At 71.5% G+C, this 21,995-nt stretch carries 18 protein-coding genes and 1 pseudogene; 12 read left to right on the plus strand and 7 right to left on the minus strand.

Going from position 1 to position 21,995, the window contains the following annotated elements; all coding sequences use genetic code 11:
- Window positions 1–126: 126 nt before the first annotated feature.
- Window positions 127–2,559 carry an endopeptidase La gene (lon, locus tag ABZZ38_RS16465; protein WP_356740093.1) on the minus strand — a complete coding sequence of 811 codons (2,433 nt, stop codon included), beginning with the start codon at window positions 2,557–2,559 and terminating at the stop codon, window positions 127–129.
- 113 nt (window positions 2,560–2,672) lie between these two features.
- Here lon and ABZZ38_RS16470 point away from each other — a divergent pair, with 113 nt between their 5' ends.
- A complete protein-coding gene (locus ABZZ38_RS16470) occupies window positions 2,673–3,470 on the plus strand; it encodes a nucleotidyltransferase domain-containing protein (protein WP_356740095.1) in 798 nt (265 codons plus the stop codon).
- 44 nt (window positions 3,471–3,514) lie between these two features.
- A complete protein-coding gene (locus tag ABZZ38_RS16475; RefSeq protein WP_356740097.1) occupies window positions 3,515–4,222 on the plus strand; it encodes a GNAT family N-acetyltransferase in 708 nt (235 codons plus the stop codon).
- Here ABZZ38_RS16475 and ABZZ38_RS16480 read toward each other — a convergent pair.
- On the minus strand, window positions 4,131–4,727 hold the full coding sequence (locus tag ABZZ38_RS16480; protein ID WP_356740099.1) for a rhomboid-like protein: 597 nt from the start codon (window positions 4,725–4,727) through the stop codon (window positions 4,131–4,133). The two genes, ABZZ38_RS16475 and ABZZ38_RS16480, sit on opposite strands and share 92 nt — an antisense overlap.
- Window positions 4,728–4,769: 42 nt before the next feature.
- Between ABZZ38_RS16480 and ABZZ38_RS16485 the strand changes: the two genes are divergently transcribed.
- From ABZZ38_RS16485 to ABZZ38_RS16505, 5 genes are all read left to right on the plus strand, one after another.
- Entirely contained in the window at window positions 4,770–5,456 is a 687-nt protein-coding gene (locus tag ABZZ38_RS16485) for a spermidine synthase (RefSeq protein WP_356740101.1), read from the plus strand.
- Between the two features lie 86 nt (window positions 5,457–5,542).
- A complete protein-coding gene (locus ABZZ38_RS16490) occupies window positions 5,543–6,280 on the plus strand; it encodes a response regulator transcription factor (protein ID WP_356740103.1) in 738 nt (245 codons plus the stop codon).
- Complete coding sequence (locus ABZZ38_RS16495; RefSeq protein WP_356740105.1) at window positions 6,277–7,383, plus strand: HAMP domain-containing sensor histidine kinase; 1,107 nt, start codon at window positions 6,277–6,279, stop codon at window positions 7,381–7,383. Before ABZZ38_RS16490 ends, ABZZ38_RS16495 begins: the two co-directional genes overlap by 4 nt.
- A 279-nt stretch (window positions 7,384–7,662) precedes the next feature.
- The gene (locus ABZZ38_RS16500; RefSeq protein WP_356740106.1) at window positions 7,663–11,571 is read left to right on the plus strand and encodes a multifunctional oxoglutarate decarboxylase/oxoglutarate dehydrogenase thiamine pyrophosphate-binding subunit/dihydrolipoyllysine-residue succinyltransferase subunit; all 3,909 of its coding nucleotides are present in this window, start codon (window positions 7,663–7,665) and stop codon (window positions 11,569–11,571) included.
- 212 nt (window positions 11,572–11,783) lie between these two features.
- Window positions 11,784–11,963, plus strand: a complete 180-nt coding sequence (locus tag ABZZ38_RS16505; protein WP_023586593.1) for a DUF6104 family protein — start codon at window positions 11,784–11,786, stop codon at window positions 11,961–11,963.
- Here the strand turns inward: ABZZ38_RS16505 and ABZZ38_RS16510 are convergent.
- Complete coding sequence (locus tag ABZZ38_RS16510; protein ID WP_356740108.1) at window positions 11,887–12,849, minus strand: hypothetical protein; 963 nt, start codon at window positions 12,847–12,849, stop codon at window positions 11,887–11,889. The genes ABZZ38_RS16505 and ABZZ38_RS16510 overlap by 77 nt on opposite strands.
- A 116-nt stretch (window positions 12,850–12,965) precedes the next feature.
- On the opposite strand from ABZZ38_RS16510, the gene ABZZ38_RS16515 reads away from it, so the two are divergent.
- Together ABZZ38_RS16515 and ABZZ38_RS16520 are read left to right on the plus strand one after the other, a co-directional pair.
- Complete coding sequence (locus ABZZ38_RS16515; RefSeq protein WP_356740110.1) at window positions 12,966–13,784, plus strand: DUF4097 family beta strand repeat-containing protein; 819 nt, start codon at window positions 12,966–12,968, stop codon at window positions 13,782–13,784.
- A 1-nt stretch (window position 13,785) separates the two neighbouring features.
- On the plus strand, window positions 13,786–14,631 hold the full coding sequence (locus ABZZ38_RS16520; RefSeq protein ID WP_356740112.1) for a helix-turn-helix transcriptional regulator: 846 nt from the start codon (window positions 13,786–13,788) through the stop codon (window positions 14,629–14,631).
- 89 nt (window positions 14,632–14,720) lie between these two features.
- Here the strand turns inward: ABZZ38_RS16520 and ABZZ38_RS16525 are convergent.
- From ABZZ38_RS16525 to ABZZ38_RS16535, 3 genes and pseudogenes are all read right to left on the minus strand, one after another.
- Window positions 14,721–14,807: pseudogene (locus ABZZ38_RS16525) on the minus strand (peptidase); the annotation flags it as partial.
- 50 nt (window positions 14,808–14,857) lie between these two features.
- Window positions 14,858–15,823, minus strand: a complete 966-nt coding sequence (locus ABZZ38_RS16530; protein ID WP_356740114.1) for a zinc-binding dehydrogenase — start codon at window positions 15,821–15,823, stop codon at window positions 14,858–14,860.
- Window positions 15,824–16,142: 319 nt separating this feature from the next.
- On the minus strand, window positions 16,143–17,360 hold the full coding sequence (locus ABZZ38_RS16535; protein ID WP_356740115.1) for an NADP-dependent malic enzyme: 1,218 nt from the start codon (window positions 17,358–17,360) through the stop codon (window positions 16,143–16,145).
- A 596-nt stretch (window positions 17,361–17,956) separates the two neighbouring features.
- Between ABZZ38_RS16535 and ABZZ38_RS16540 the strand changes: the two genes are divergently transcribed.
- From ABZZ38_RS16540 to ABZZ38_RS16550, 3 genes are all read left to right on the plus strand, one after another.
- Window positions 17,957–18,943 (plus strand): ABC transporter substrate-binding protein, encoded by a 987-nt coding sequence (locus ABZZ38_RS16540; RefSeq protein ID WP_356740117.1) that lies wholly within the window; start codon window positions 17,957–17,959, stop codon window positions 18,941–18,943.
- A 431-nt stretch (window positions 18,944–19,374) separates the two neighbouring features.
- On the plus strand, window positions 19,375–20,322 hold the full coding sequence (locus ABZZ38_RS16545; RefSeq protein ID WP_356740275.1) for an amino acid ABC transporter permease: 948 nt from the start codon (window positions 19,375–19,377) through the stop codon (window positions 20,320–20,322).
- A gap of 1 nt (window position 20,323) precedes the next feature.
- Entirely contained in the window at window positions 20,324–21,085 is a 762-nt protein-coding gene (locus ABZZ38_RS16550) for an amino acid ABC transporter ATP-binding protein (RefSeq protein WP_356740119.1), read from the plus strand.
- Between the two features lie 121 nt (window positions 21,086–21,206).
- On the opposite strand, the gene ABZZ38_RS16555 is transcribed toward ABZZ38_RS16550, so the two are convergent.
- On the minus strand, window positions 21,207–21,977 hold the full coding sequence (locus ABZZ38_RS16555; protein WP_356740121.1) for a class I SAM-dependent methyltransferase: 771 nt from the start codon (window positions 21,975–21,977) through the stop codon (window positions 21,207–21,209).
- Window positions 21,978–21,995: the final 18 nt, after the last annotated feature.

A 21,995-nucleotide genomic window follows, 5' to 3' on the forward strand; every position in this document is an offset into this window, starting at 1 on the left:
GGGAGCTGCGCTGACTTTAATATTTAGTCCAGACCTAACCACACGGGCGCCCCCCGCACCCGACCACCCGCCGGCCCCCCTACACCGTGGCGGGGCCGTCGCCGGGTCGTCGCGAGCGGGCGAACGCTACGCCGCGGCCCGGACCGGGTCCTCGGACACCGACGGCGCCGCCGTCGCCGGGGCCAGGGCGAGCTCCAGCACCTGCCGGACGTCCGTCACCGGGTGGACCTCCAGCTTGTCGAGGATCTCGGCCGGGACGTCGTCCAGGTCCGCCTCGTTCCGCTTCGGGATGATCACCGTCGTGATCCCGGCCCGGTGGGCCGCGAGGAGCTTCTGCTTGACGCCGCCGATGGGCAGCACCCGGCCGGTGAGCGACACCTCGCCGGTCATGGCCACATCCGTGCGGACCAGGCGGCCGGAGAGCAGCGACGCCAGCGCCGTCGTCATCGTGATGCCCGCGCTCGGGCCGTCCTTGGGGACCGCGCCGGCCGGGAAGTGGATGTGCACGCCCCGGTCCTTCAGGCCCGTGACGGGCAGTTCCAGTTCGGCGCCGTGCGAGCGCAGGAAGCTCAGCGCGATCCGCGCGGACTCCTTCATCACGTCGCCGAGCTGGCCGGTCAGCGTCAGTCCGGCCGCGCCCGTCTCCGGGTCGGCGAGCGACGCCTCGACGAACAGGACGTCGCCGCCCGCGCCGGTGACCGCCAGGCCGGTGGCCACGCCGGGCACGGAGGTGCGGCGCTCGGCCGGGTCCTGGGCGGACTCGGGCACGTGGTGCGGCCGGCCGATGAGACCGCGCAGGTCGCCCTCGCCGATGGTGAAGGGCAGTTCCCGCTCGCCCAGTTCGTGCCGGGCGGCGACCTTCCGCAGCAGCCGGGCGATCGACCGCTCCAGGTTGCGCACGCCCGCCTCCCGCGTGTACTCGCCGGCCAGCTTGCGCAGGGCGCCCTCCTCCAGCGTCACCTCGCCGCGCTCCAGGCCCGCCCGCTCCAGCTGGCGCGGCACCAGGTGGTCGCGGGCGATGACGACCTTCTCGTCCTCGGTGTAGCCGTCGAGGCGGACCACCTCCATCCGGTCGAGCAGCGGCTCCGGGATGGCCTCCAGGACGTTGGCGGTGGCGAGGAAGACGACGTCGCTCAGGTCGAGCTCGACCTCCAGGTAGTGGTCGCGGAAGGTGTGGTTCTGCGCGGGGTCCAGCACCTCCAGGAGGGCCGCCGCCGGGTCGCCGCGGTAGTCGGAGCCCACCTTGTCGATCTCGTCGAGCAGCACCACCGGGTTCATGGACCCGGCCTCCTTGATGGCGCGGACGATCCGGCCGGGCAGGGCGCCCACGTACGTACGCCGGTGTCCGCGGATCTCCGCCTCGTCGCGTACGCCGCCGAGGGCGACGCGCACGAACTTCCGGCCCATCGCGTGGGCCACCGACTCGCCGAGGCTGGTCTTTCCGACGCCCGGAGGGCCGACGAGGGCGAGGACCGCGCCTCCGCGCCGCCCGCCCACGACGCCCATGCCGCGGTCCGCGCGCCGCTTGCGCACCGCCAGGTACTCGGTGATCCGCTCCTTGACGTCCGCCAGGCCCGCGTGCTCGGCGTCCAGGATCTCCTGGGCGCCCTTGATGTCGTACTGGTCCTCGGTGCGTTCGTTCCACGGCAGTTCCAGCACCGTGTCGAGCCAGGTGCGGATCCACGACCCCTCGGGCGACTGGTCCGAGGACCGCTCCAGCTTGTCGACCTCCTTCAGGGCGGCCTCGCGCACCTTCTCGGGAAGGTCGGCGGCCTCGACGCGGGCGCGGTAGTCGTCGGTCTCGTCGCCCTCCTTCTCGCCGTTCAGCTCGCGCAGCTCCTTGCGTACGGCTTCGAGCTGGCGGCGCAGCAGGAATTCGCGCTGCTGCTTGTCGACGCCCTCCTGGACGTCCTTGGCGATCGATTCGGCGACGTCCTGCTCGGCCAGGTGGTCGCGCAGCTGCTCGGTGGCGAGCCTCAGCCGGGCGACCGGGTCCTCGGTCTCCAGCAGCTCCACCTTCTGGGCGGTGGTCAGGAAGGGCGAGTAGCCGGAGTTGTCCGCGAGGGCGGAGACGCCGTCGATCTGCTGGACGCGGTCCACCACCTGCCAGGCGCCGCGCTTCTTCAGCCAGCTGGTGGCGAGCGCCTTGTACTCCTTGACGAGGTCGGTGATCTGCCCGGGCAGCGGGTCGGGCACGGTCTCCTCGACCGTGGTGCCCTCGACCCACAGCGCGGCGCCGGGTCCCGTCGTCCCGGCGCCGATCCTGACCCGGTGCCGGCCGCGGATGAGGGCTCCGGGGTCGCCGTCGGAGAGCCGCCCGACCTGCTCCACCGTGCCGAGGACGCCGGTGCCGGCGTACGTCCCGTCGATGCGCGGCACGAGCAGCACCTTGGGCTTGCCCTTCCCGTCCTCGCCCGTCCGGGCGGCGGCCTGGGCCGCCTCGACGGCGGCGCGCACCTCGGCGTCGGACAGGTCGAGCGGGACCACCATGCCCGGCAGGACGACCTCGTCGTCGAGCGGCAGCACGGGCAGGGTGAGCGGTGTGGACGTCGAAGCCATGATCTCCCCTTCGGCAGTCAAGTTGAGCTGTACAGGCTCAATGCTCGTGAGCCGTCAGGTGTTCCCCGATCTCCGTTCGCTCTCAGCGATCACCGGTCTGGCAGCATGGGCGGATGCTGAACGAGGACGGGACCCTGGCCCGGGAGGGCGCCCTCGACCGCGTACCGGAGGCGTTCGCCCCGGTGGTCGACGCGGCTCGCGTACGGATCGGGAACACCTTCGGCCCCGCACGGCTCGACAGCGCGTATCTGTACGGGAGCGTTCCGCGCGGCACCGCACGCGTCGGTGTCTCCGATCTCGATCTGCTGATCGCCCTGCGGGACGAGCCGACGGACGCCGACCGGGCCGCCGTCGCGGCCATGGAGGCGGACCTCGACCGCGCCTTCCCCCAGATCGACGGCGTCGGCACCCTGCTCTTCGCCGCCTCCACCCTGCTGAGCGAGCTCGAACGCCACGACCTCGGCTTCTTCGTCGCCTGCCTGTGCACCCCGCTCCTGGGTGAGGACCTCGCCCCGCGGCTCCCCCGCTACCGGCCCACGTCCCTGCTCGCCCGGGAGATCAACGGCGACCTGGCGCTGATCCTGCCGCGCTGGCGGCGCCGGGCGGCCGAGGCGACGACGGACGCCGAGCGCGGGCGGCTCGGGCGCTGGGTGGGCCGCCACCTCGTGCGCACCGGTTTCACCCTGGTCATGCCGCGCTGGGGTGACTGGACGAGCGACCTGGAGGACATGGCGGGGATCTTCGGCCGCTACCACCCCGAGCGGGCCGGACAGATGCGCATGGCCGCGGCGGTCGGGCGGCGCGCGGTGGACGCGACCCCGGCCGTGCTCTCCCTGCTCATCGACGACCTGGGGCCATGGCTCGCGGCCGAGTACCGGTCGGTGCACGGCGAGAAGGCGCCACGGCCGTAGCACGCCCGCTTCCCGGCACCCGGCCTGCGGTATGTAATGACCACATGCATGGTGCAGCTATTACGTACGCCTGGGTTCACGGCTGGGCGATCTGCCGCTCCACCCCCGCGCCCGTCCCCGAGCCGTGGGGCTACCGCATCGACGTCGGCCTCCCCCACCAGCTCTTCCGGCACGTCCTGCCCGAGTCCGACGAGGTCGCCGTACGCGCCCTCTGCGAGGACATCTCCGAGCCGGGCGCCTGGCTCAAGGTGCTCGGCCGGCCCGAGGAGGTCGCCGGCTGGATCACCCCCGGCTGGAGCGTGCCGGACGACCCCGGGTTCATGATGTTCACCGAGCTGCGCGCCACGACCGCCCCCGCGCTCCCCGAGGGGTACGTGCGGGAGACCACCACCCGCGACGGCGTCCTCCTCGTCCGGGTCCTCGCCGCCGACGGCACGCTCGCCGCACGCGGCCGGATGGCACCGACCGGCACGACGGCGGTGGTCGACCGGATCGAGACGTACCCCGGTCACCGGCGCCGGGGCCGCGTCGTGATGCGGACCCTGGAGACGGCCGGTGCCGAGGCGGGCGCCCGCACCGGGGTCCTGGCCGCGACGACCGAAGGGCGCGCGCTGTACAGCGCGTTGGGGTGGACGTACCAGGGCCCGCTGACCGGAGTGGTCAGGGACGGGGCACCCGTGGCACCACCCGCCGCACCAGCGGCCGGCCGCCGACTCCTGCCAACAGGGCGAGCGGATGGCCCCAGTTGGTGAGCGGGTCCTCGAACGCCGGCAGGTCGTGCGCGAGCAGCACCGACACCCAGGCCGGCACGACGGCGCGCGGCACCGGCCCGAGCAGCCCGTCGAGCGCGCCGACGCACGCCATCAGGCCGAAGCTGATGCCGTAGTCGAGGCGGTGCAGGGACGTGCCGGGCAGACGCCCGGTCAGTACCGACAGGGCGACCGGGATCTCCGTCGCCAGCGTCGCCACCACATGCCCGGTGAGGAAGACCGCGGCGGCCCGCCACGACCCGATACGGCGCTCCAGCGCGGTGAGGACGACGACGAACGCGAGGACGTACGGCGAGAACAAGCCACCCGCCACCCACAACGCGCTGGCGGCCGGCACGAGCAGCGGGGTCCGCGACAGGTGCGCGACGTCCGTACTGGAGACGTGCAGCAGGGCGGAGACGGTGGCGGGGTCGCCGTACCGGGCGTACAGGGAGGTGGCGATCAGGTGGATCACACCGGCCGGTCGCGGGCCAACTCCGTTGTCCACAGGCCCGGACGGGCCCGGGCGGGCCTCATTACGCTGAGTGCCATGGCAGACACGACGCCCGGAACGACGCCCGTGACGACACTCGACCGACGTGAAGGCCCGTACGGCGAGGTGGTGCTGCGACAGCGCGGCGGCCACTTCGAGATCATCGCCAACGGCACCTTCCTGATGGACACCTCCGACGGCCGCTCGGAGCGCCTGCTCGTCGACGCCGCCCTGCGGGCGCTCGGCGAGGGCCCGGGGCTGTCCCTCCTCATCGGCGGCCTCGGCGTCGGGTTCTCCCTCGCGCACGCCGCCGCGAACCCCGCGTGGGGCCGTATCGCGGTCGTCGAGCGCGAACAGGCCATCATCGACTGGCACCGTGAAGGCCCCCTCGCCGCCCTCTCGGGCGCCGCGCTCGCCGACCCGCGCACCGTCCTGGTCCACACCGATCTGCTCGGGTACGTCCACACCTCGCCGGACACGTACGACGCGCTCTGCCTGGACATCGACAACGGCCCCGGCTGGACCGTCACCTCCGGCAATGACAGCCTCTACACACCGGCCGGCCTGGCCGCCTGCGCGGCCCGGCTGAACCCCGGCGGTGTGCTCGCGGTCTGGTCGGCGCAGCCGTCCGCCGATTTCGAAGAGTCGTTGCGGAATGCCGGATTCAGCGGGGTTAGAACGGAAGAGGTCCCGGTTGCCCGGGGCGTACCGGACGTGGTCCACCTCGCCGTTCGCCCTGCGTAGCCGGGACGCGGTCGGTGCCTTTAGGCTGCTGGCTCGACACACGGATCTACACGCGGTTCGCGACGTACGCGAACAGGGGCGGGGCGATGGAGCAGACACACACCAGCAACACCGGTACGGCGGTCACGCCGGGTGCCCAGCGTCGCGTGCTGGTCGTCGAGGACGACACCACCATCGTCGAGGCCATCTCCGCGCGACTGCGGGCCGAGGGCTTCCTGGTGCAGACGGCGACGGACGGCCCCGCGGCCGTCGACGCGGCGGAGGCGTGGCAGCCGGACCTGATGGTCCTCGACGTCATGCTGCCGGGCTTCGACGGCCTGGAGGTGTGCCGCAGGGTGCAGGCCCAGCGGCCGGTGCCGGTGCTCATGCTGACCGCCCGTGACGACGAGACCGACATGCTGGTCGGGCTCGGGGTCGGGGCGGACGACTACATGACCAAGCCGTTCTCCATGCGGGAGCTGGCGGCCCGGGTGCACGTCCTGCTGCGCCGCGTGGAGCGGGCGGCGCAGGCCGCGGTGACACCCCGCAGCGGCATCCTGCGCCTCGGTGAGCTGGAGATCGACCACGCGCAGCGCCGGGTGCGGGTCCGGGGCGACGACGTCCATCTGACGCCGACCGAGTTCGACCTGCTGGTCTGCCTGGCGAACACCCCGAGAGCGGTGCTCTCGCGCGAGCAGCTGCTCGCCGAGGTGTGGGACTGGGCGGACGCCTCCGGTACGCGGACCGTGGACAGCCACATCAAGGCGCTGCGCCGGAAGATCGGCGCGGAGCGGATCCGTACGGTGCACGGCGTCGGGTACGCGCTGGAGACCCCGGCGCCATGAGCCGGCGGCCGTCGGCCGGGCCCCGGTCCCGGTGGCCCCGGGTGCGGCCGGTCACGATCTCGATCAAGACCAAGCTGGGCACCCTCGTCGTCGTCTCGGTCTTCATCACCACCGGGCTGCTGATGGTCGCCCTGCGCACCGAGACCGAGCTGCGTTTCATCACCGTCTTCTCGGTGATCGCCACGCTGCTGATCACCCAGTTCGTGGCGCACGGCCTGACCGCGCCGCTGGACGAGATGAACACGGTCGCGAAGTCGATCTCGCACGGCGACTACACGCGCCGCGTGCGCGGCGCCGACCGCCGCGACGAGCTCGGCGACCTGGCCTCCACGATCAACCGCATGGCGGACGACCTGGAGGCGGTGGACCGGCACCGCAAGGAGCTGGTCGCCAACGTCTCGCACGAGCTGCGCACGCCCATCGCGGCGCTGCGGGCGGTGCTGGAGAACGTCGTGGACGGCGTCTCGGCCGCCGACCCGGAGACCATGCGTACGGCGCTGAAGCAGACCGAGCGGCTGGGCCGGCTGGTGGAGACGCTGCTGGATCTGTCACGGCTGGACAACGGTGTCGTACCGCTCCGGTCGCGGCGCTTCGAGGTGTGGCCGTACCTGTCGGGCGTGCTGAAGGAGGCCAATCTGGCCGCCACGCAGCGCGGCCTGAGCTCCGGCTCGGGCCACCACACCCGCAAGGACGTGCACCTCCACCTCGATGTGTCGCCGCCGGAGCTGACCGCGCACGCGGACGCGGAGCGGCTGCACCAGGTCGTGGCGAACCTGATCGACAACGCGGTGAAGCACTCCCCGCCGCACGGGCGCGTGACGGTACGGGCCCGGCGCGGTCCGCAGCCGGAGTCACTGGACCTGGAAGTGGTCGACGAGGGGCCGGGCATTCCGGAGTCGGAGCGGCACAAGGTCTTCGAGCGGTTCAACCGGGGCAGCGTCGCCTCGCCGCACGGGCCGGGCAGCGACGGCGGCACGGGGCTGGGCCTGGCGATCGCCCGCTGGGCGGTCGATCTGCACGGTGGCCGTATCGGGGTGGCCGAATCCGCACGTGGATGCCGGATTCAGGTCACCCTTCCGGGGATCCCGCAGCCGCGTAATTGACGTAGGGTTCGAACCGGAAGCTCGGCTTCTGCGTGGACATGGGCAGGACGTGCCCGTACCCGCCCCGGGATGTGCGCCATCGGAGCGCGCAGCCGCGCTCGCGCCTACCCGCTCGCAGGGGAACCACGCTTGTTTCCCGCCATTTCGCGCCCCGAAACACACCGTTCAATGTGATGTACGCGACGATGGCATGCCCGACCTGCACCTGCAGGCCAGGGAGGCGTAGCCTTTATTTCCGCTGTCCATCACCTTGTGAAGCGGAAGAGGGCGGTTGCCGCCGTGTCGTCTCAGTCCCCCAGTAACTCCAGCGTCTCGACCGACCAAGACGGGCAGGGACCTCAGAACCCTGCTGCCGCGTTCGGTGCCAATGAGTGGCTCGTCGACGAGATCTACCAGCAGTACCTCCAGGACCCGAATTCGGTCGACCGTGCCTGGTGGGACTTCTTCGCCGACTACAAGCCAGGCGCGTCCGGCTCGGCGGACAAGCCCGCGGGGGAGGGTGCCGTAGCCACGGGGGCTGCGGACACCACGACCCCGGCCCAGGCTCAGCCCGCACAGCCCGCACAGCCCGCACCGGCGCCGCAGGCCCCGGCGCAGCCCGCAGCAGCGGCACCCGCACAGGCCGCTGCCGCTCCCGCTGCCCAGGCCCCGGCCGCCCCGGCCACGAAGCCCGCCGCTCCGGCCCAGGCCCCCGCCGCGCCCGCCAAGCCGGCCGCCGAAAAGCCGGCAGCCGCCGAAAAGCCCGCCGCCAAGCCCGGTGCGAGCACCGGCTCCGCGGGAGCGGCTGACGCCGCGCGGACACCGGCCGCCGAGGCCCCCTCGGGCCCCGAGTACGTGGCGCTGCGCGGCCCCTCGGCCGCCGTCGCCAAGAACATGAACGCCTCGCTGGAGCTGCCGACGGCCACGTCCGTCCGCGCCGTCCCGGTGAAGCTGCTGTTCGACAACCGCATCGTCATCAACAACCACCTCAAGCGCGCCCGTGGCGGGAAGATCTCCTTCACGCACCTCATCGGGTACGCCATGGTCCAGGCCATCAAGGCCATGCCGTCCATGAACCACTCCTTCGCGGAGAAGGACGGCAAGCCGGTCCTGGTGAAGCCGCCGCACGTCAACCTCGGCCTCGCCATCGACCTGGTGAAGCCGAACGGCGACCGCCAGCTGGTCGTCGCGGCCATCAAGAAGGCCGAGACGCTCGGCTTCTTCGAGTTCTGGCAGGCGTACGAGGACATCGTCCGCCGCGCCCGCGCCAACAAGCTGACGATGGACGACTTCACGGGCGTCACCGTCTCGCTGACCAACCCGGGCGGCCTCGGCACGGTCCACTCCGTGCCGCGTCTGATGCCCGGTCAGTCGGTCATCATGGGCGTCGGCTCGATGGACTACCCGGCCGAGTTCCAGGGCACCTCGCAGGACACCCTGAACAAGCTGGGCATCTCCAAGGTGATGACCCTCACCTCGACGTACGACCACCGGGTCATCCAGGGTGCCGCGTCGGGTGAGTTCCTCCGGATCGTCGCCAACCTCCTCCTCGGCGAGGACGGTTTCTACGACGACGTCTTCGAGTCGCTGCGCATCCCCTACGAGCCGGTCCGCTGGCTCAAGGACATCGACGCCTCGCACGACGACGACGTCACCAAGGCCGCCCGCGTCTTCGAGCTGATCCACTCCTACCGGGTCCGCGGCCACGTCATGGCCGACACCGACCCGCTGGAGTACCGCCAGCGCAAGCACCCCGACCTGGACATCACCGAGCACGGCCTGACGCTCTGGGACCTGGAGCGGGAGTTCGCGGTCGGCGGCTTCGGCGGCAAGTCGATGATGAAGCTGCGCGACATCCTCGGCGTCCTGCGCGACTCGTACTGCCGCACCACCGGCATCGAGTTCATGCACATCCAGGACCCCAAGCAGCGCAAGTGGATCCAGGACCGCGTCGAGCGCCCGCACTCCAAGCCGGAGCGCGAGGAGCAGCTGCGCATCCTGCGCCGGCTGAACGCCGCCGAGGCGTTCGAGACGTTCCTGCAGACGAAGTACGTCGGCCAGAAGCGGTTCTCGCTGGAGGGCGGCGAGTCGGTCATCCCGCTGCTCGACGCGGTCATCGACTCCGCGGCCGAGTCGCGCCTGGACGAGGTCGTCATCGGCATGGCCCACCGCGGCCGGCTGAACGTCCTGGCGAACATCGTCGGCAAGTCGTACGCGCAGATCTTCCGCGAGTTCGAGGGCAACCTCGACCCGAAGTCGATGCACGGCTCCGGCGACGTGAAGTACCACCTGGGCGCCGAGGGCACCTTCACCGGTCTCGACGGCGAGCAGATCAAGGTCTCCCTGGTCGCGAACCCCTCGCACCTGGAGGCGGTCGACCCGGTGCTGGAGGGTGTCGTCCGCGCCAAGCAGGACGTCATCAACAAGGGCGGCACCGACTTCACCGTCCTGCCCGTCGCCCTCCACGGTGACGCGGCCTTCGCCGGCCAGGGCGTCGTCGCCGAGACGCTCAACATGTCGCAGCTGCGCGGCTACCGCACCGGCGGCACGGTCCACATCGTCATCAACAACCAGGTCGGCTTCACCGCCGCCCCGGAGTCGTCGCGTTCCTCGATGTACGCGACCGACGTGGCCCGCATGATCGAGGCGCCGATCTTCCACGTGAACGGCGACGACCCGGAGGCGTGCGTCCGCGTGGCGCGCCTCGCCTTCGAGTTCCGCCAGGCGTTCAACAAGGACGTCGTGATCGACCTCATCTGCTACCGCCGCCGCGGTCACAACGAGGGCGACAACCCGCAGTTCACCAACCCGCAGATGGTGTCCCTGATCGACAAGAAGCGCTCGGTGCGCAAGCTGTACACCGAATCGCTGATCGGCCGCGGCGACATCACGCTGGAAGAGGCGGAGCAGGCGCTCCAGGACTTCCAGGGCCAGCTGGAGAAGGTGTTCACCGAGGTCCGCGAGGCCACCTCGCACCCGACCCCGGCGCACGTCCCGGACGTCCAGGCCGAGTTCCCGGTCACCGTGACCACCGCGGTCTCCCAGGAGATCGTGAAGCGGATCGCCGAGTCGCAGGTCAACATCCCCGAGCGGATCACCGTCCACCCGCGTCTGATGCCGCAGCTCCAGCGCCGCGCGGCCTCGGTCGAGGACGGCACGATCGACTGGGGCATGGGCGAGACCCTCGCCATCGGCTCGCTGCTGATGGAGGGCACCCCGGTCCGCCTCTCCGGCCAGGACACCCGCCGCGGCACCTTCGGCCAGCGCCACGCGGTGCTGGTGGACCAGGTGACGGGCGAGGACTACACGCCGCTGCTGTACCTCGCCGACGAGCAGGCCCGCTACAACGTCTACGACTCGCTGCTCAGCGAGTACGCGGCGATGGGCTTCGAGTACGGCTACTCGCTGGCCCGCCCGGACGCGCTGGTCATGTGGGAGGCCCAGTTCGGTGACTTCGTCAACGGCGCGCAGACGGTCGTGGACGAGTTCATCTCCTCGGCCGAGCAGAAGTGGGGCCAGACCTCCGGCGTCACGCTGCTGCTGCCGCACGGCTACGAGGGCCAGGGCCCGGACCACTCCTCGGCCCGCCCGGAGCGCTTCCTCCAGCTGTGCGCGCAGAACAACATGACGGTCGCCATGCCGACGCTGCCGTCGAACTACTTCCACCTCCTGCGGTGGCAGGTGCACAACCCGCACCACAAGCCGCTGGTCGTCTTCACCCCGAAGTCGATGCTGCGCCTCAAGGCCGCGGCGTCGAAGGTGGAGGAGTTCACCACCGGCGGCTTCCGCCCGGTGATCGGTGACGAGTCGGTCGAGGCGAACGCCGTCCGCAAGGTCGTCTTCTGCTCCGGCAAGGTCTACTACGACCTGGACGCCGAGCGGAAGAAGCGCGGTGTCACGGACACGGCGATCATCCGCGTCGAGCGCCTGTACCCGCTTCCGGGTGCGGAGCTGCAGGCGGAGATCTCCAAGTACCCGAACGCCGAGAAGTACCTGTGGGCCCAGGAGGAGCCGGCGAACCAGGGTGCCTGGCCGTTCATCGCGCTCAACCTGATCGACCACCTCGACCTGGCGGTCGGCGCGGACATCCCGCACGGCGAGCGCCTGCGCCGCATCTCGCGTCCGCACAGCTCGTCCCCGGCGGTCGGTTCGGCCAAGCGCCACCAGGCCGAGCAGGCCCAGCTGGTCAACGAGGTCTTCGAGGCCTGACGCCCGGACGCCCGCTCACCCCGGACGACCGGACGACCGAACGACCGGCGGTCACGCACGGAGGGCCCGGCCCCGCGATCACCTCGCGGGGCCGGGCCCTCCGGCATGTCCGGGGCGGCGTGGACACGGTGCGGAGTCCCGGGACGGGCCCCCTCCCCCGGTGCACCGGTCCGCCGCACTTCCCCGCCTTCACCGGTCGTTACGCTGTTCCCATGTACTTCACCGACCGTGGCATCGAGGAACTGGAGAAGCGGCGCGGCGAGGAGGAGGTCACCTTCGAGTGGCTCGCCGAGCAGCTGCGGACGTTCGTCGATCTCAACCCCGACTTCGAGGTTCCCGTGGAGCGGCTGGCCACGTGGCTGGCGCGGCTGGACGACGAGGACGAGGAGTAGGGGCCCCGAGGGCGAGGCCGATCGCGCCGTTGGCGACGAGCACGGCGCCGGCCGTCGCCCACCCGGCGCTGCGCCGGGCCACGGCCCACGCCAGGACGGGCAGGCCGGCCACGAGCTGGACCGTGGCGAGCAGCCGGATCCGGGGGCGGAGGAGCCAGGGGGCGAGCCGGGTCTCGTGGAGGGCACTGCCGACCACGTCGCCCACCGCGTCCTCCACCGCCCGCACCGTGTCCCGCGCCATCCGCGCCTCCGCCTCCGACACCGGCGCCGCGCCCTCCACCCTCCGCGTCCCGTGCCGGACCGCGTCGCGCCGCCCGGACCACTCGACCGGTTCGGCGCCGTGCGCCTCGGCGGACGTGCGGAGGCGGGCGGCCGGGTCGCCGGGGGTGAGCCCGGGCGGGAGGGCGAGGCCGGTGCGGGCCAGGACGGCGGTCAGGCCCAGCAGCCGGGCGCGGGCGTCGGCGGCCTTGTCGGGGCGGGTGAGGGGTCCGAGGGCCTGGACGTCCAGGACCGGGTCGAGGCGCAGACGGGCTGCGAAGGTGTGCATCGCCTCGTCCTCGCCGGCGGGCGTACCGTCGGCCAGCCAGGTGTAGCCGACGGGGCGGCGGAAGCCGGACGCCAGGGTGTAGCCGGCCCGGTCCGCGTCCCACCACAGCGCCAGGACCGGACACGGCGCGGCGACCGCGAGGGCGGTGGCCCAGCTCGCGACGACGCGGTCGACCGGTTCCGCGCCCTCCCGCCAGGGCCGGCCCTCCGGGACGAGGACGCTCCAGTCGCGCCCGGCGGGGGTGAGCAGCAGCCGCTCGCGCAGCAGTCCCGCCGCCGGCCGTACGCCCGACGGCTCGGACCGGCACAGCAGCAGCGCGCCCGTGGATGTCGCGTTCATGGCCCTTACGCTAGGCCAATTTGTCCGTTTACGTGCCGCTTGACTTCCCTCGACCGCGATATATCGTGTATCCGGAAGCAGACGCGATATGTTGCGTCACGCCCTTGGGAGGCCCCATGCCGGAGTGGTCCGTCACCGAGTCACTGACGCTCACCCTCGACGACCCCGTGACGACGCTCAAGGTGCGCGTCGTCAACGGCACGGTCAACGTCGTCGGCGTCGACGAGGGCCCGGCGCGGCTGGAGATCTCCGAGGTCGAGGGCCCCCCGCTCATCGTCACCCGGCGGGGCTCCACCCTGACCGTCGCGTACGAGGACCTGTCCTGGAAGAAGCTGCTCACCTGGCTCGACCGCAAGGGCTGGCGCCGCAGCGCCGTCGTCTCCCTCGCCGTGCCCGCGGACGCCGCCGTGGAGGTCGGCGCGGTGGGCGCCGGCACCGTCATCTCCGGGATCCGGGGCCGTACGGAGGTACGCGGCGTCACGGGCGACACCACGCTCGTCGGGCTCTCCGGCCCGGTCCGCGCCGAAACCGTCTCCGGCGACGTGGAGGCCCAAGCGGTCACGGGCGACCTGCGGTTCGGCTCCGTCTCGGGCGACCTGACGGTCATCGAGGGCGCCGGGACCACCGTACGGGCCGACTCCGTCAGCGGCGACATGGTCCTCGACCTCGAAGCGGGCGGCGGGCCCACCGACATCCGGCTGACCAGCGTCTCGGGTGAGATCGCGATACGGCTGCCGCACCCGGCGGACGCGTCGGTCGAGGCGAGCACGACGAGCGGCGCGGTCTCCAACGCCTTCGAGGACCTCCGCGTCGACGGTCAGTGGGGCGCCAAGAGCGTCACCGGCACGCTCGGCGCGGGCACGGGCACGCTCCGGGCCACCACCGTCTCCGGGTCGATCGCACTGCTTCGCCGCCCCGAGGGAAAGGTGCTCTGACATGTCCCCCGTCTTCGCCCACGGCCGTCTGCGCCTGTACCTGCTGAAGCTCCTCGACGAGGCACCGCGCCACGGCTATGAGGTGATCCGTCTGCTGGAGGAGCGCTTCCACGGGCGGTACGCGCCGTCGGCGGGCACGGTCTACCCGCGGCTGGCCAAGCTGGAGGCCGAGGGCCTGGTCCGGCACGCCACCGAGGGTGGCCGCAAGGTGTACTCGATCACCGACGCCGGCCGCGCCGAGCTGGCGAGCCGCAGCGGCGAACTGGACGACCTGGAGCGGGAGATCCGCGACTCGGTCTCCGAACTCGCCGCCGAGATCCGCGACGACGTACGCGGTGCTGCGGGCAAGCTGCGCAGCGAGATGCGCGCGGCGGCGAGCGAGACGCGTACGCGGCCGGGGCACGGGCACCACGACACCTGGAAGGAGCAGGCCCGGCGGGCCACGGAGGAGTCGCGCAGGGCCCGCGAGGAGGCGAAGTCGGCGCGGCGGCAGGCCAGGGAGGCGCAGGAGACGGCGCGCCAGGAGATGCAGCGCATCGCCAAGCAGGTCCAGGACCACATCGCGACGGGCGAGTGGCCCTCGGCCCTCTCGGACCTGACCGGCCGCCTGACCGGCCTGACCGGCCTGCTCGGCGGGAAGGCCCCGGACCGGCCCAAGGAGGAGACACCCACGTCGACGGGCGACCCGGCCCGTGACCTGGAGCGCCTGCTGGACCGCTTCCGCGACGACATCCGCGACGCGGCGCGCGACCACGGCGTGACGGAACCCCAGCTGTCCGAGGCCCGGCGCCACCTCTCCACGGCCGCGGCCCACATCGTCGCCCTGCTCCGGAGCCCCCGCACCTGACGGCTCCCCCCTCCCGGAGGCCCGGACCCGCTGCCGTGCTCAGCGGCCGGTCGCGCCGGGGGAGCGTCGTCAGGCCGCCGCTCCCCCGGCTCCCTGCCGAACAGGGCCCGCCGCACCGCGCCGTACGTCGCGCCGTGATGCGCGAGGACGTCGGCGACGACACCGGGGCTGGCCGTCGTGAGGCCCTCAGGAGGTCGTCAGGAACCCTCAGAGCCGTCAGGAACCCTCAGGAAGCCGTCAGGATGATCTTGCCGAACAGGTCCCCCGCCGCCATCTTCTCGAAGCCCTCACGCGCCCGGTCCAGGGGCAGCACCTCGTCGATGACCGGCCGTACGCCCGTCGCGGCGCAGAAGGACAGCAGGTCCTCCAGCTCGTCCTTCGAGCCCATCGTCGAACCGACGACCTTCAGCTCCAGGAAGAAGATGCGCGTGAGCTCGGCGTGCGAGGGCCGGTCGCCGCTCGTCGCGCCCGAGATCACCAGCGTGCCGCCGGGCCGCAGGGACTTCACCGAGTGCGACCAGGTCGCCGCGCCGACGGTCTCGATGACCGCGTCCACCCGCTGGGGCAGCCGCGCGCCCGGCTCGTACGCCTCGGCCGCACCCAGCTCGACGGCCCGCTTGCGCTTGGCCTCGTCGCGGCTCGTGGCGAAGACCCGCAACCCCGCCGCCCTGCCCAGCACGATCGCGGCCGTGGCGACGCCACCACCCGCACCCTGCACGAGGACCGAGTCACCCGGCCGTACCCCGGCGTTCGTGAACAGCATCCGGTACGCGGTGAGCCACGCGGTCGGCAGACAGGCGGCCTCCTCGAAGGACAGCTCCTTCGGCTTCGGCAGGACGTTCCAGGCGGGGACGGCGACCTTTTCGGCGAAGGTGCCCTGGTAGCGCTCGGTCAGGATGGAGCGGGGCTCGTCCGGCCCGACTCCGTGGCCGGTCTGGCCGATGACCGAGTGGACGACGACCTCCCGGCCGTCCTCGTCGATGCCGGCGGCGTCACAGCCGAGGATCATCGGGAGCTTGTCCTCACCGAGTCCGACCCCGCGCAGCGACCACAGGTCGTGGTGGTTGAGGGAGGCGGCCTTGACGGTGACGGTGGTCCAGCCGGGACGGACCTCGGGGGCCGGGCGTTCGCCCAGCTCCAGGCCGTTCAGGGGCTGATCGCGGTCGATTCGGGCGGCGTAGGCAGCGAACATGGCCTTGAGATTAGGGCGGCACCGGTGCGCGGCGGAACCGCGCACCGGTGTGATGTCAGTCCCCCGGGGGTCGCCCGCCCCGGCACGGCAGCCGCCGACACGGCCCCCGGCCGCGCCCGCCGACCGACACGGCCCCGACCGGCACGGGCTTCCGGCAGCGCCCGCCCCCGCCCGAGCGGACCCCGACCGCGCGCGCCCCCGGCCGGCACCGGACCCCGGCGGAGGCCGGGCACGAAACCGCGGGCCACGCGCAAAGGCCGCGCCCCGCCCCCGTGGGGGCGCGGCGCGGCCTTGGAGTACCGCGTGCGCGTGGCCGGCGTCAGCGGCGGGCGACGCCCTCCGCACGGGCGGCGGCGGCGACCGCGGCGGTGACCGCCGGGGCGACGCGCTCGTCGAACGGCGACGGGATCACGTAGTCCGCGGCGAGCTGGTCGCCGACCACGTCCGCCAGCGCGTTCGCCGCGGCGATCTTCATGCCCTCCGTGATGCGGGAGGCCCGCACCTGGAGCGCACCGGCGAAGATCCCGGGGAAGGCGAGCACGTTGTTGATCTGGTTCGGGTAGTCCGACCGGCCCGTCGCGACGACCGCCGCGTACTTGTGCGCCACGTCGGGGTGCACCTCGGGGTTCGGGTTGGCCATGGCGAACACGAACGCGTTCGGCGCCATCGAGGCGATGGCCGCCTCCGGCACCGTACCGCCCGACACGCCGATGAAGACATCGGCGCCGGCCAGCGCGGTCTCCAGCGAGCCGCTCAGCCCCGCACGGTTGGTGAGCTCGGCGAGCTCGCGCTTCACCGGCGTGAGGTCCTCGCGGTCGGTGCTGACGATGCCCTTGCGGTCCGCGACGGCGACGTCGCCGAGCCCGGCCCCGAGCAGCATCTTGGCGATGGCGACCCCGGCCGCACCGGCGCCGGAGATGACGGCGCGCAGGTCGCCGAGCCCCCGTCCGGTGAGCTTGGCGGCGTTACGGAGCGCGGCCAGCGTGACCACGGCCGTGCCGTGCTGGTCGTCGTGGAAGACGGGGATGTCGACCCGCTCCTGGAGCTTGCGCTCGATCTCGAAGCAGCGGGGCGCCGAGATGTCCTCGAGGTTCACTCCGCCGAAGGACGGCGCGAGGCGGACCACGGTGTCGACGATCTCGTCCACGTCGGTCGTGGCGAGCGCGATCGGCACCGCGTCCACGCCACCGAACTGCTTGAAGAGGATCGCTTTCCCCTCCATGACCGGAAGCGACGCCTCCGGGCCGATGTCACCGAGTCCCAGCACCGCCGTACCGTCCGTCACGACGGCGACGACCTGGGACTTCCAGGTGTACTCATGCACGAGCTCGGGCTGCTCGGCGATAGCGCTGCACACCTTGGCGACGCCAGGCGTGTACGCGAGGGAAAGGTCGTCCTTGTCCCGCACCGGCACGGTGGCCTGCACGGCCATCTTTCCGCCCCGGTGGAGGGCGAAAGCCGGATCGAACGGCTCGTCCACCGAGCCGTCCGTGCCGGTACCGCTGTCGCTGCGAGGATTGACGATCTCCGCTGCCATTTGTTGACCCCTTAAGTCTTCAAGGTTGAGGGTGGCCACTCCTGGTTGAGGAGGGGTGGGCGGGCACCGCGTCCGTGCCCTGGCCAGGCGGTTGCCTGCCCGGCAGGGGGAGGTACGAACGCGCGGGCGCGCCGCACACGCGCCCTGAGCCCCGGATGAGGGGTGTAAGGATCCTTCTTACCGGACGGACACGTCCGCCGACGAGTCGATATCCGGTGGACGACCATCTGGATCATGGTTCGGCCCGGACTCCCGCCGGGTGGCAATGACGCGCCTCATGCCCCAATATCTGGACAAGTCAGCACGCCACCCGGATTGCGACCGCAATCCCGTCCGCATCGCGAGATCAACCGAAGATTTTCCGGCCGGATGAAGGCAACCCCGTAGAAGGTCCGGCCTTGATGTACCGGCCTCGTGGGGTTCGGGGGTCTCCCGTTATCCGATTTTGACATGCGTGGACCCCTGTTCGGGCTAGTCCGAATGGCAAGATGCCGTCATCACACGAGGTCGCGACACCCGAAGGTGCGTGCCCGACCGCCGTGCCGACCGATTGGCCTTCCCCTCATACGCCGCTGACACGCCGGAGGAAACCGACCATGACCGCAAGCACCACCCGCTGTACGACCGCCGCGAGGACCCGGACGCCGCGCACGTCCCGGATGGCCGCGGTCGCCGCGATCGCGGTCGCCGGCTCCATGCTGCTGACCGCCTGCGGCGACCAGACGAACGGCGGCGGCACGGCGGGCACCACCGAGCCGGGTAAGACCGGCAGCTCCGCGCCGCTCTTCAGCAAGCTGCCCAAGAAGTACCAGGACGCCGGTGTCATCAAGGTCGGCACCGACGCCGCCTACGCCCCGATGGAGTTCGAGGAGGGCGGCAAGATCGTCGGCATCGACCCCGACATCGCCGCCGCGCTCGGCACGCAGCTCGGCGTGCGGTTCCAGTTCACGAGCGGCACGTTCGACGGGCTGATCTCCTCGCTGAACACGGGCCGCCAGGACCTCGTCATGTCCGCCATGAGCGACACCAAGGCCCGCCAGCAGGGTCTGGACGACAAGGGCAAGAAGGTCGGCGAGGGCGTCGACTTCGTCGACTACTTCAACTCCGGCGTGTCGCTCCTGGTCAAGAAGGGCAACCCGCACAAGGTCACGTCGCTCGATGACCTGTGCGGCAAGAAGGTGGCCGTGCAGCGCGGCACGATCTACGAGGACACCTTCAAGCAGCAGTCCGCGAAGTGCACCAAGGAGAAGAAGAGCGCGCTCACCATCGAGGCGTTCGACACGGACGCGGAGGCCCAGACCCGCATCAAGTCCGGTGGCGCCGTCGCCGACCTGAACGACTACCCGGTCGCCGCGTACATCGCGAAGACCGCGGGCGGCGGGAAGGACTTCGAGGTGGCCGGCGGCCAGACCGCGGCGGGGCCGTTCGGCATCGCCGTCGACAAGCAGAACACGCAGCTCCGGGACGCGCTCAAGGAAGCGCTCGACGCGATCATCAAGAACGGCGAGTACGCCAAGGTTCTGGAGAAGTGGGACGTCAAGAACAGCGCGGTCACCAAGGCGACCATCAACGCCGGTAAGTGATCTTCCGCGTACGTAAGAATCTCGTGTTCCACTGAAGGGCAGTCACTGTGACTGACAAGTTCGACAAGGTGCCCGCCGACGAGCCACCGGCCGAGGCAGCGGACACCGACGAGGCGTCGGCCGCCGGCAAGGCTGCCGGCAAGGCTGCCGGCACCGACGGGCCGACCGGCTCCGGCAAAGCCGGGGCCTCCGAAGCCGAGCCGGGCACGGATGAGGCACCGGAGACGGGCGAGGCCTCCGGTACGGATGAGGCGTCGGAGATCGGTGAGGCATCCGGTACGGATGAGGCGCCGGACGCCGGCGAGGCCTCCGGTACCGGGAAGTCGGCTGGCACCGAGAAGCCGGTCGGCACCGCGAAGCCGGCCGATTCCGGCGAGGTGGCCGCCACGGACAAGGTTCCGGCCGCCGGCACGGCTCCCGTCACCGACAAGGTGCCGGGTGGCAAGCCCGCCGGGGTCAGCAAGGAGGCGGGACCGGGCACCCTCGCCAAGTCCGACCCGCTCCCCGAGCAGATCAAGGCCATCCCGGTCCGCCACTGGGGCCGCTGGGTCAGCGGTGTCATCGTGGTGGCCCTTCTGGCCACGCTCGCGATGGCGTTCGCGCAGGGCGACATCCGCTGGGACACGGTCGGGGAGTTCCTGTTCGACGACCGGATTCTCAGGGGCCTCGGCAATACGCTCCTGATCAGCGTGTTGTCGATGCTCATCGGCCTGGTGCTGGGCGTGCTCTTCGCCGTGATGCGGCTGTCGAAGAACCCGGTGACCGGAGCCGTGGCATGGCTCTACATCTGGTTCTTCCGCGGCACACCGGTCTTCGTGCAGCTGCTGGTGTGGTTCAACCTCGCGCTGATCTTCCCGATCCTCAACCTTGGCTTCTACAAGGACGAGATGGTCGACGTCATGACCCCGTTCATGGTCGCCCTGCTGGGCCTGGGCCTGAACGAGGGCGCCTACATGGCGGAGATCGTGCGCGCCGGCATCCAGTCCGTCGACGAGGGCCAGGCCGAGGCGTCGCACGCGCTGGGCATGAGCAACGCGAAGACCATGCGGAGAATCGTTCTGCCGCAGGCCATGCGCGTGATCGTGCCCCCGACCGGCAACGAGTTCATCAACCTCCTCAAGACCTCCTCGCTGGTCTCGGCTGTGCAGTACGTGGAGCTCCTGCGCGCCGCGCAGAACATCGGCTCGACGTCCTTCGCCATCATGGAGATGCTGTTGGTGGCGTCCGTCTGGTACCTGGCCCTGACCAGCGTCTTCAGCGTCGGCCAGTTCTACGTCGAGCGGCACTACGCACGCGGTTCGCTGCGCCAGCTGCCACCCACGCCGTGGCAGAAGGTCAAGGCGAACGTGCTGTCCCTCACGAGCCCCAGGGGGGTGTGACATGACCGCCATGGTGAAGGCCGAGGGCGTCCACAAGTCCTACGGCGCGGCCCACATCCTCAAGGGCATCGACCTGGAGGTGAACAACGGAGAGGTGTTCTGCCTGATCGGCCCGTCCGGTTCCGGCAAGTCCACCTTCCTCCGGTGCATCAACCACCTGGAGCAGATCAACGCCGGACGGCTGTGGGTCGACGGGGAGCTCGTCGGCTACCGCCAGAAGGGCGACAAGCTGTACGAGCTCAAGGACAGCGAGGTGGCCCTGAAGCGCCGGGACATCGGCATGGTCTTCCAGCGTTTCAACCTCTTCCCGCACATGACGGCCCTGGGCAACGTCATGGAGGCCCCCATCCAGGTCAAGGGCGAGTCCAAGGCCGTGGCGCGGGAGCGGGCGAGGAAGCTGCTCGACCGGGTCGGCCTGGCCGACAAGGCCGACAACTACCCCTCGCAGCTCTCCGGTGGCCAGCAGCAGCGCGTCGCCATCGCCCGCGCGCTGGCGATGGAGCCGAAGCTGATGCTCTTCGACGAGCCGACGTCGGCGCTCGACCCGGAGCTCGTGGGCGACGTGCTGGACGTCATGCGGGACCTCGCCGAGTCCGGCATGACGATGGTCGTGGTCACCCACGAGATGGGCTTCGCCCGTGAGGTGGGCGACTCACTGGTGTTCATGGACGGCGGTGTGGTGGTCGAGTCGGGCAACCCGCGCGACGTCCTGACCAACCCGCAGCACGACCGGACGAAGGCGTTCCTGTCCAAGGTGCTGTAACCGGCCACACGGAAGGGGCGGTACGGGAGTCTCCCGTACCGCCCCTTCGTCCGTGCCCGAGTCGGTGCCCGAGCCCGCACCCGACTCGGTTACCGGCTCGGTATCCGGCTCCCCGGCCCGGTTACTTCAGCGCGAGGACGAGCGCGTCGGACGGCGAGCTCCACACGGGCCTGGCCTCGGCGAACCCGGCCTCGCGCAGCGTGCGCGCGTGCCACTCGGCGGACGGGGTGTCCCCCTCGGCGTGCTCCCCGTAGATCGCGAACCGCTCGGCGGTCGGCCCGGCCAGCACCGGGTCCTCGGCGGCGAGCTGCCACCACTCGGCCCAGTCCAGCGCGCCGGCGGCCTTGGCGCGGTCCATGGCGGCGTGCCGGTGGGCGCGTTCGGCGGCGTTGATACGGGGGGTGGACTCGTCCCTCATGTGGTCGGCGTTCATGAAGACGCCGCCGTCGCGGACGAGCCCGCCGAGCTGCCCGTACAGCGCGGCGAGGGGTTCCAGGTGCAGCCAGTGCAGCGCGGTGGCGGTGAGGACGGCGTCGTACGAGTCGTGCGGCAGCGCGCGCGTCCACCCCGGATCCTTGAGGTCGGCCCGCACGAGGGTGACCCTGTCATCGCCCGCGAAGTACCCCTCGGCGATGGCCAGCAGCGCGGGGTCGAGGTCGACACCGGTACTGGTCGCGTCCGGGAACCTTTTGAGGAGCCGGTCCGTGATACTCCCCGTACCGCACGCCAGGTCGAGCACCCTCGGCGCGGGCCCGACGAACGCCTCGACCATGTCGAGCATGACCCGGAACCGCTCCTCGCGGTCGGGCATGTACCACTCCTGCTGACGGTCCCAGCTGTCCTGCCAGCCACGCCAGTCGGTGCTGCTCCCCGTCGACGTCTCCGCCACCATGACCTCCGCCTCCGTAAT

The organism is Streptomyces sp. NPDC006368, from assembly GCF_040612535.1.
Lineage (GTDB): Bacteria > Actinomycetota > Actinomycetes > Streptomycetales > Streptomycetaceae > Streptomyces.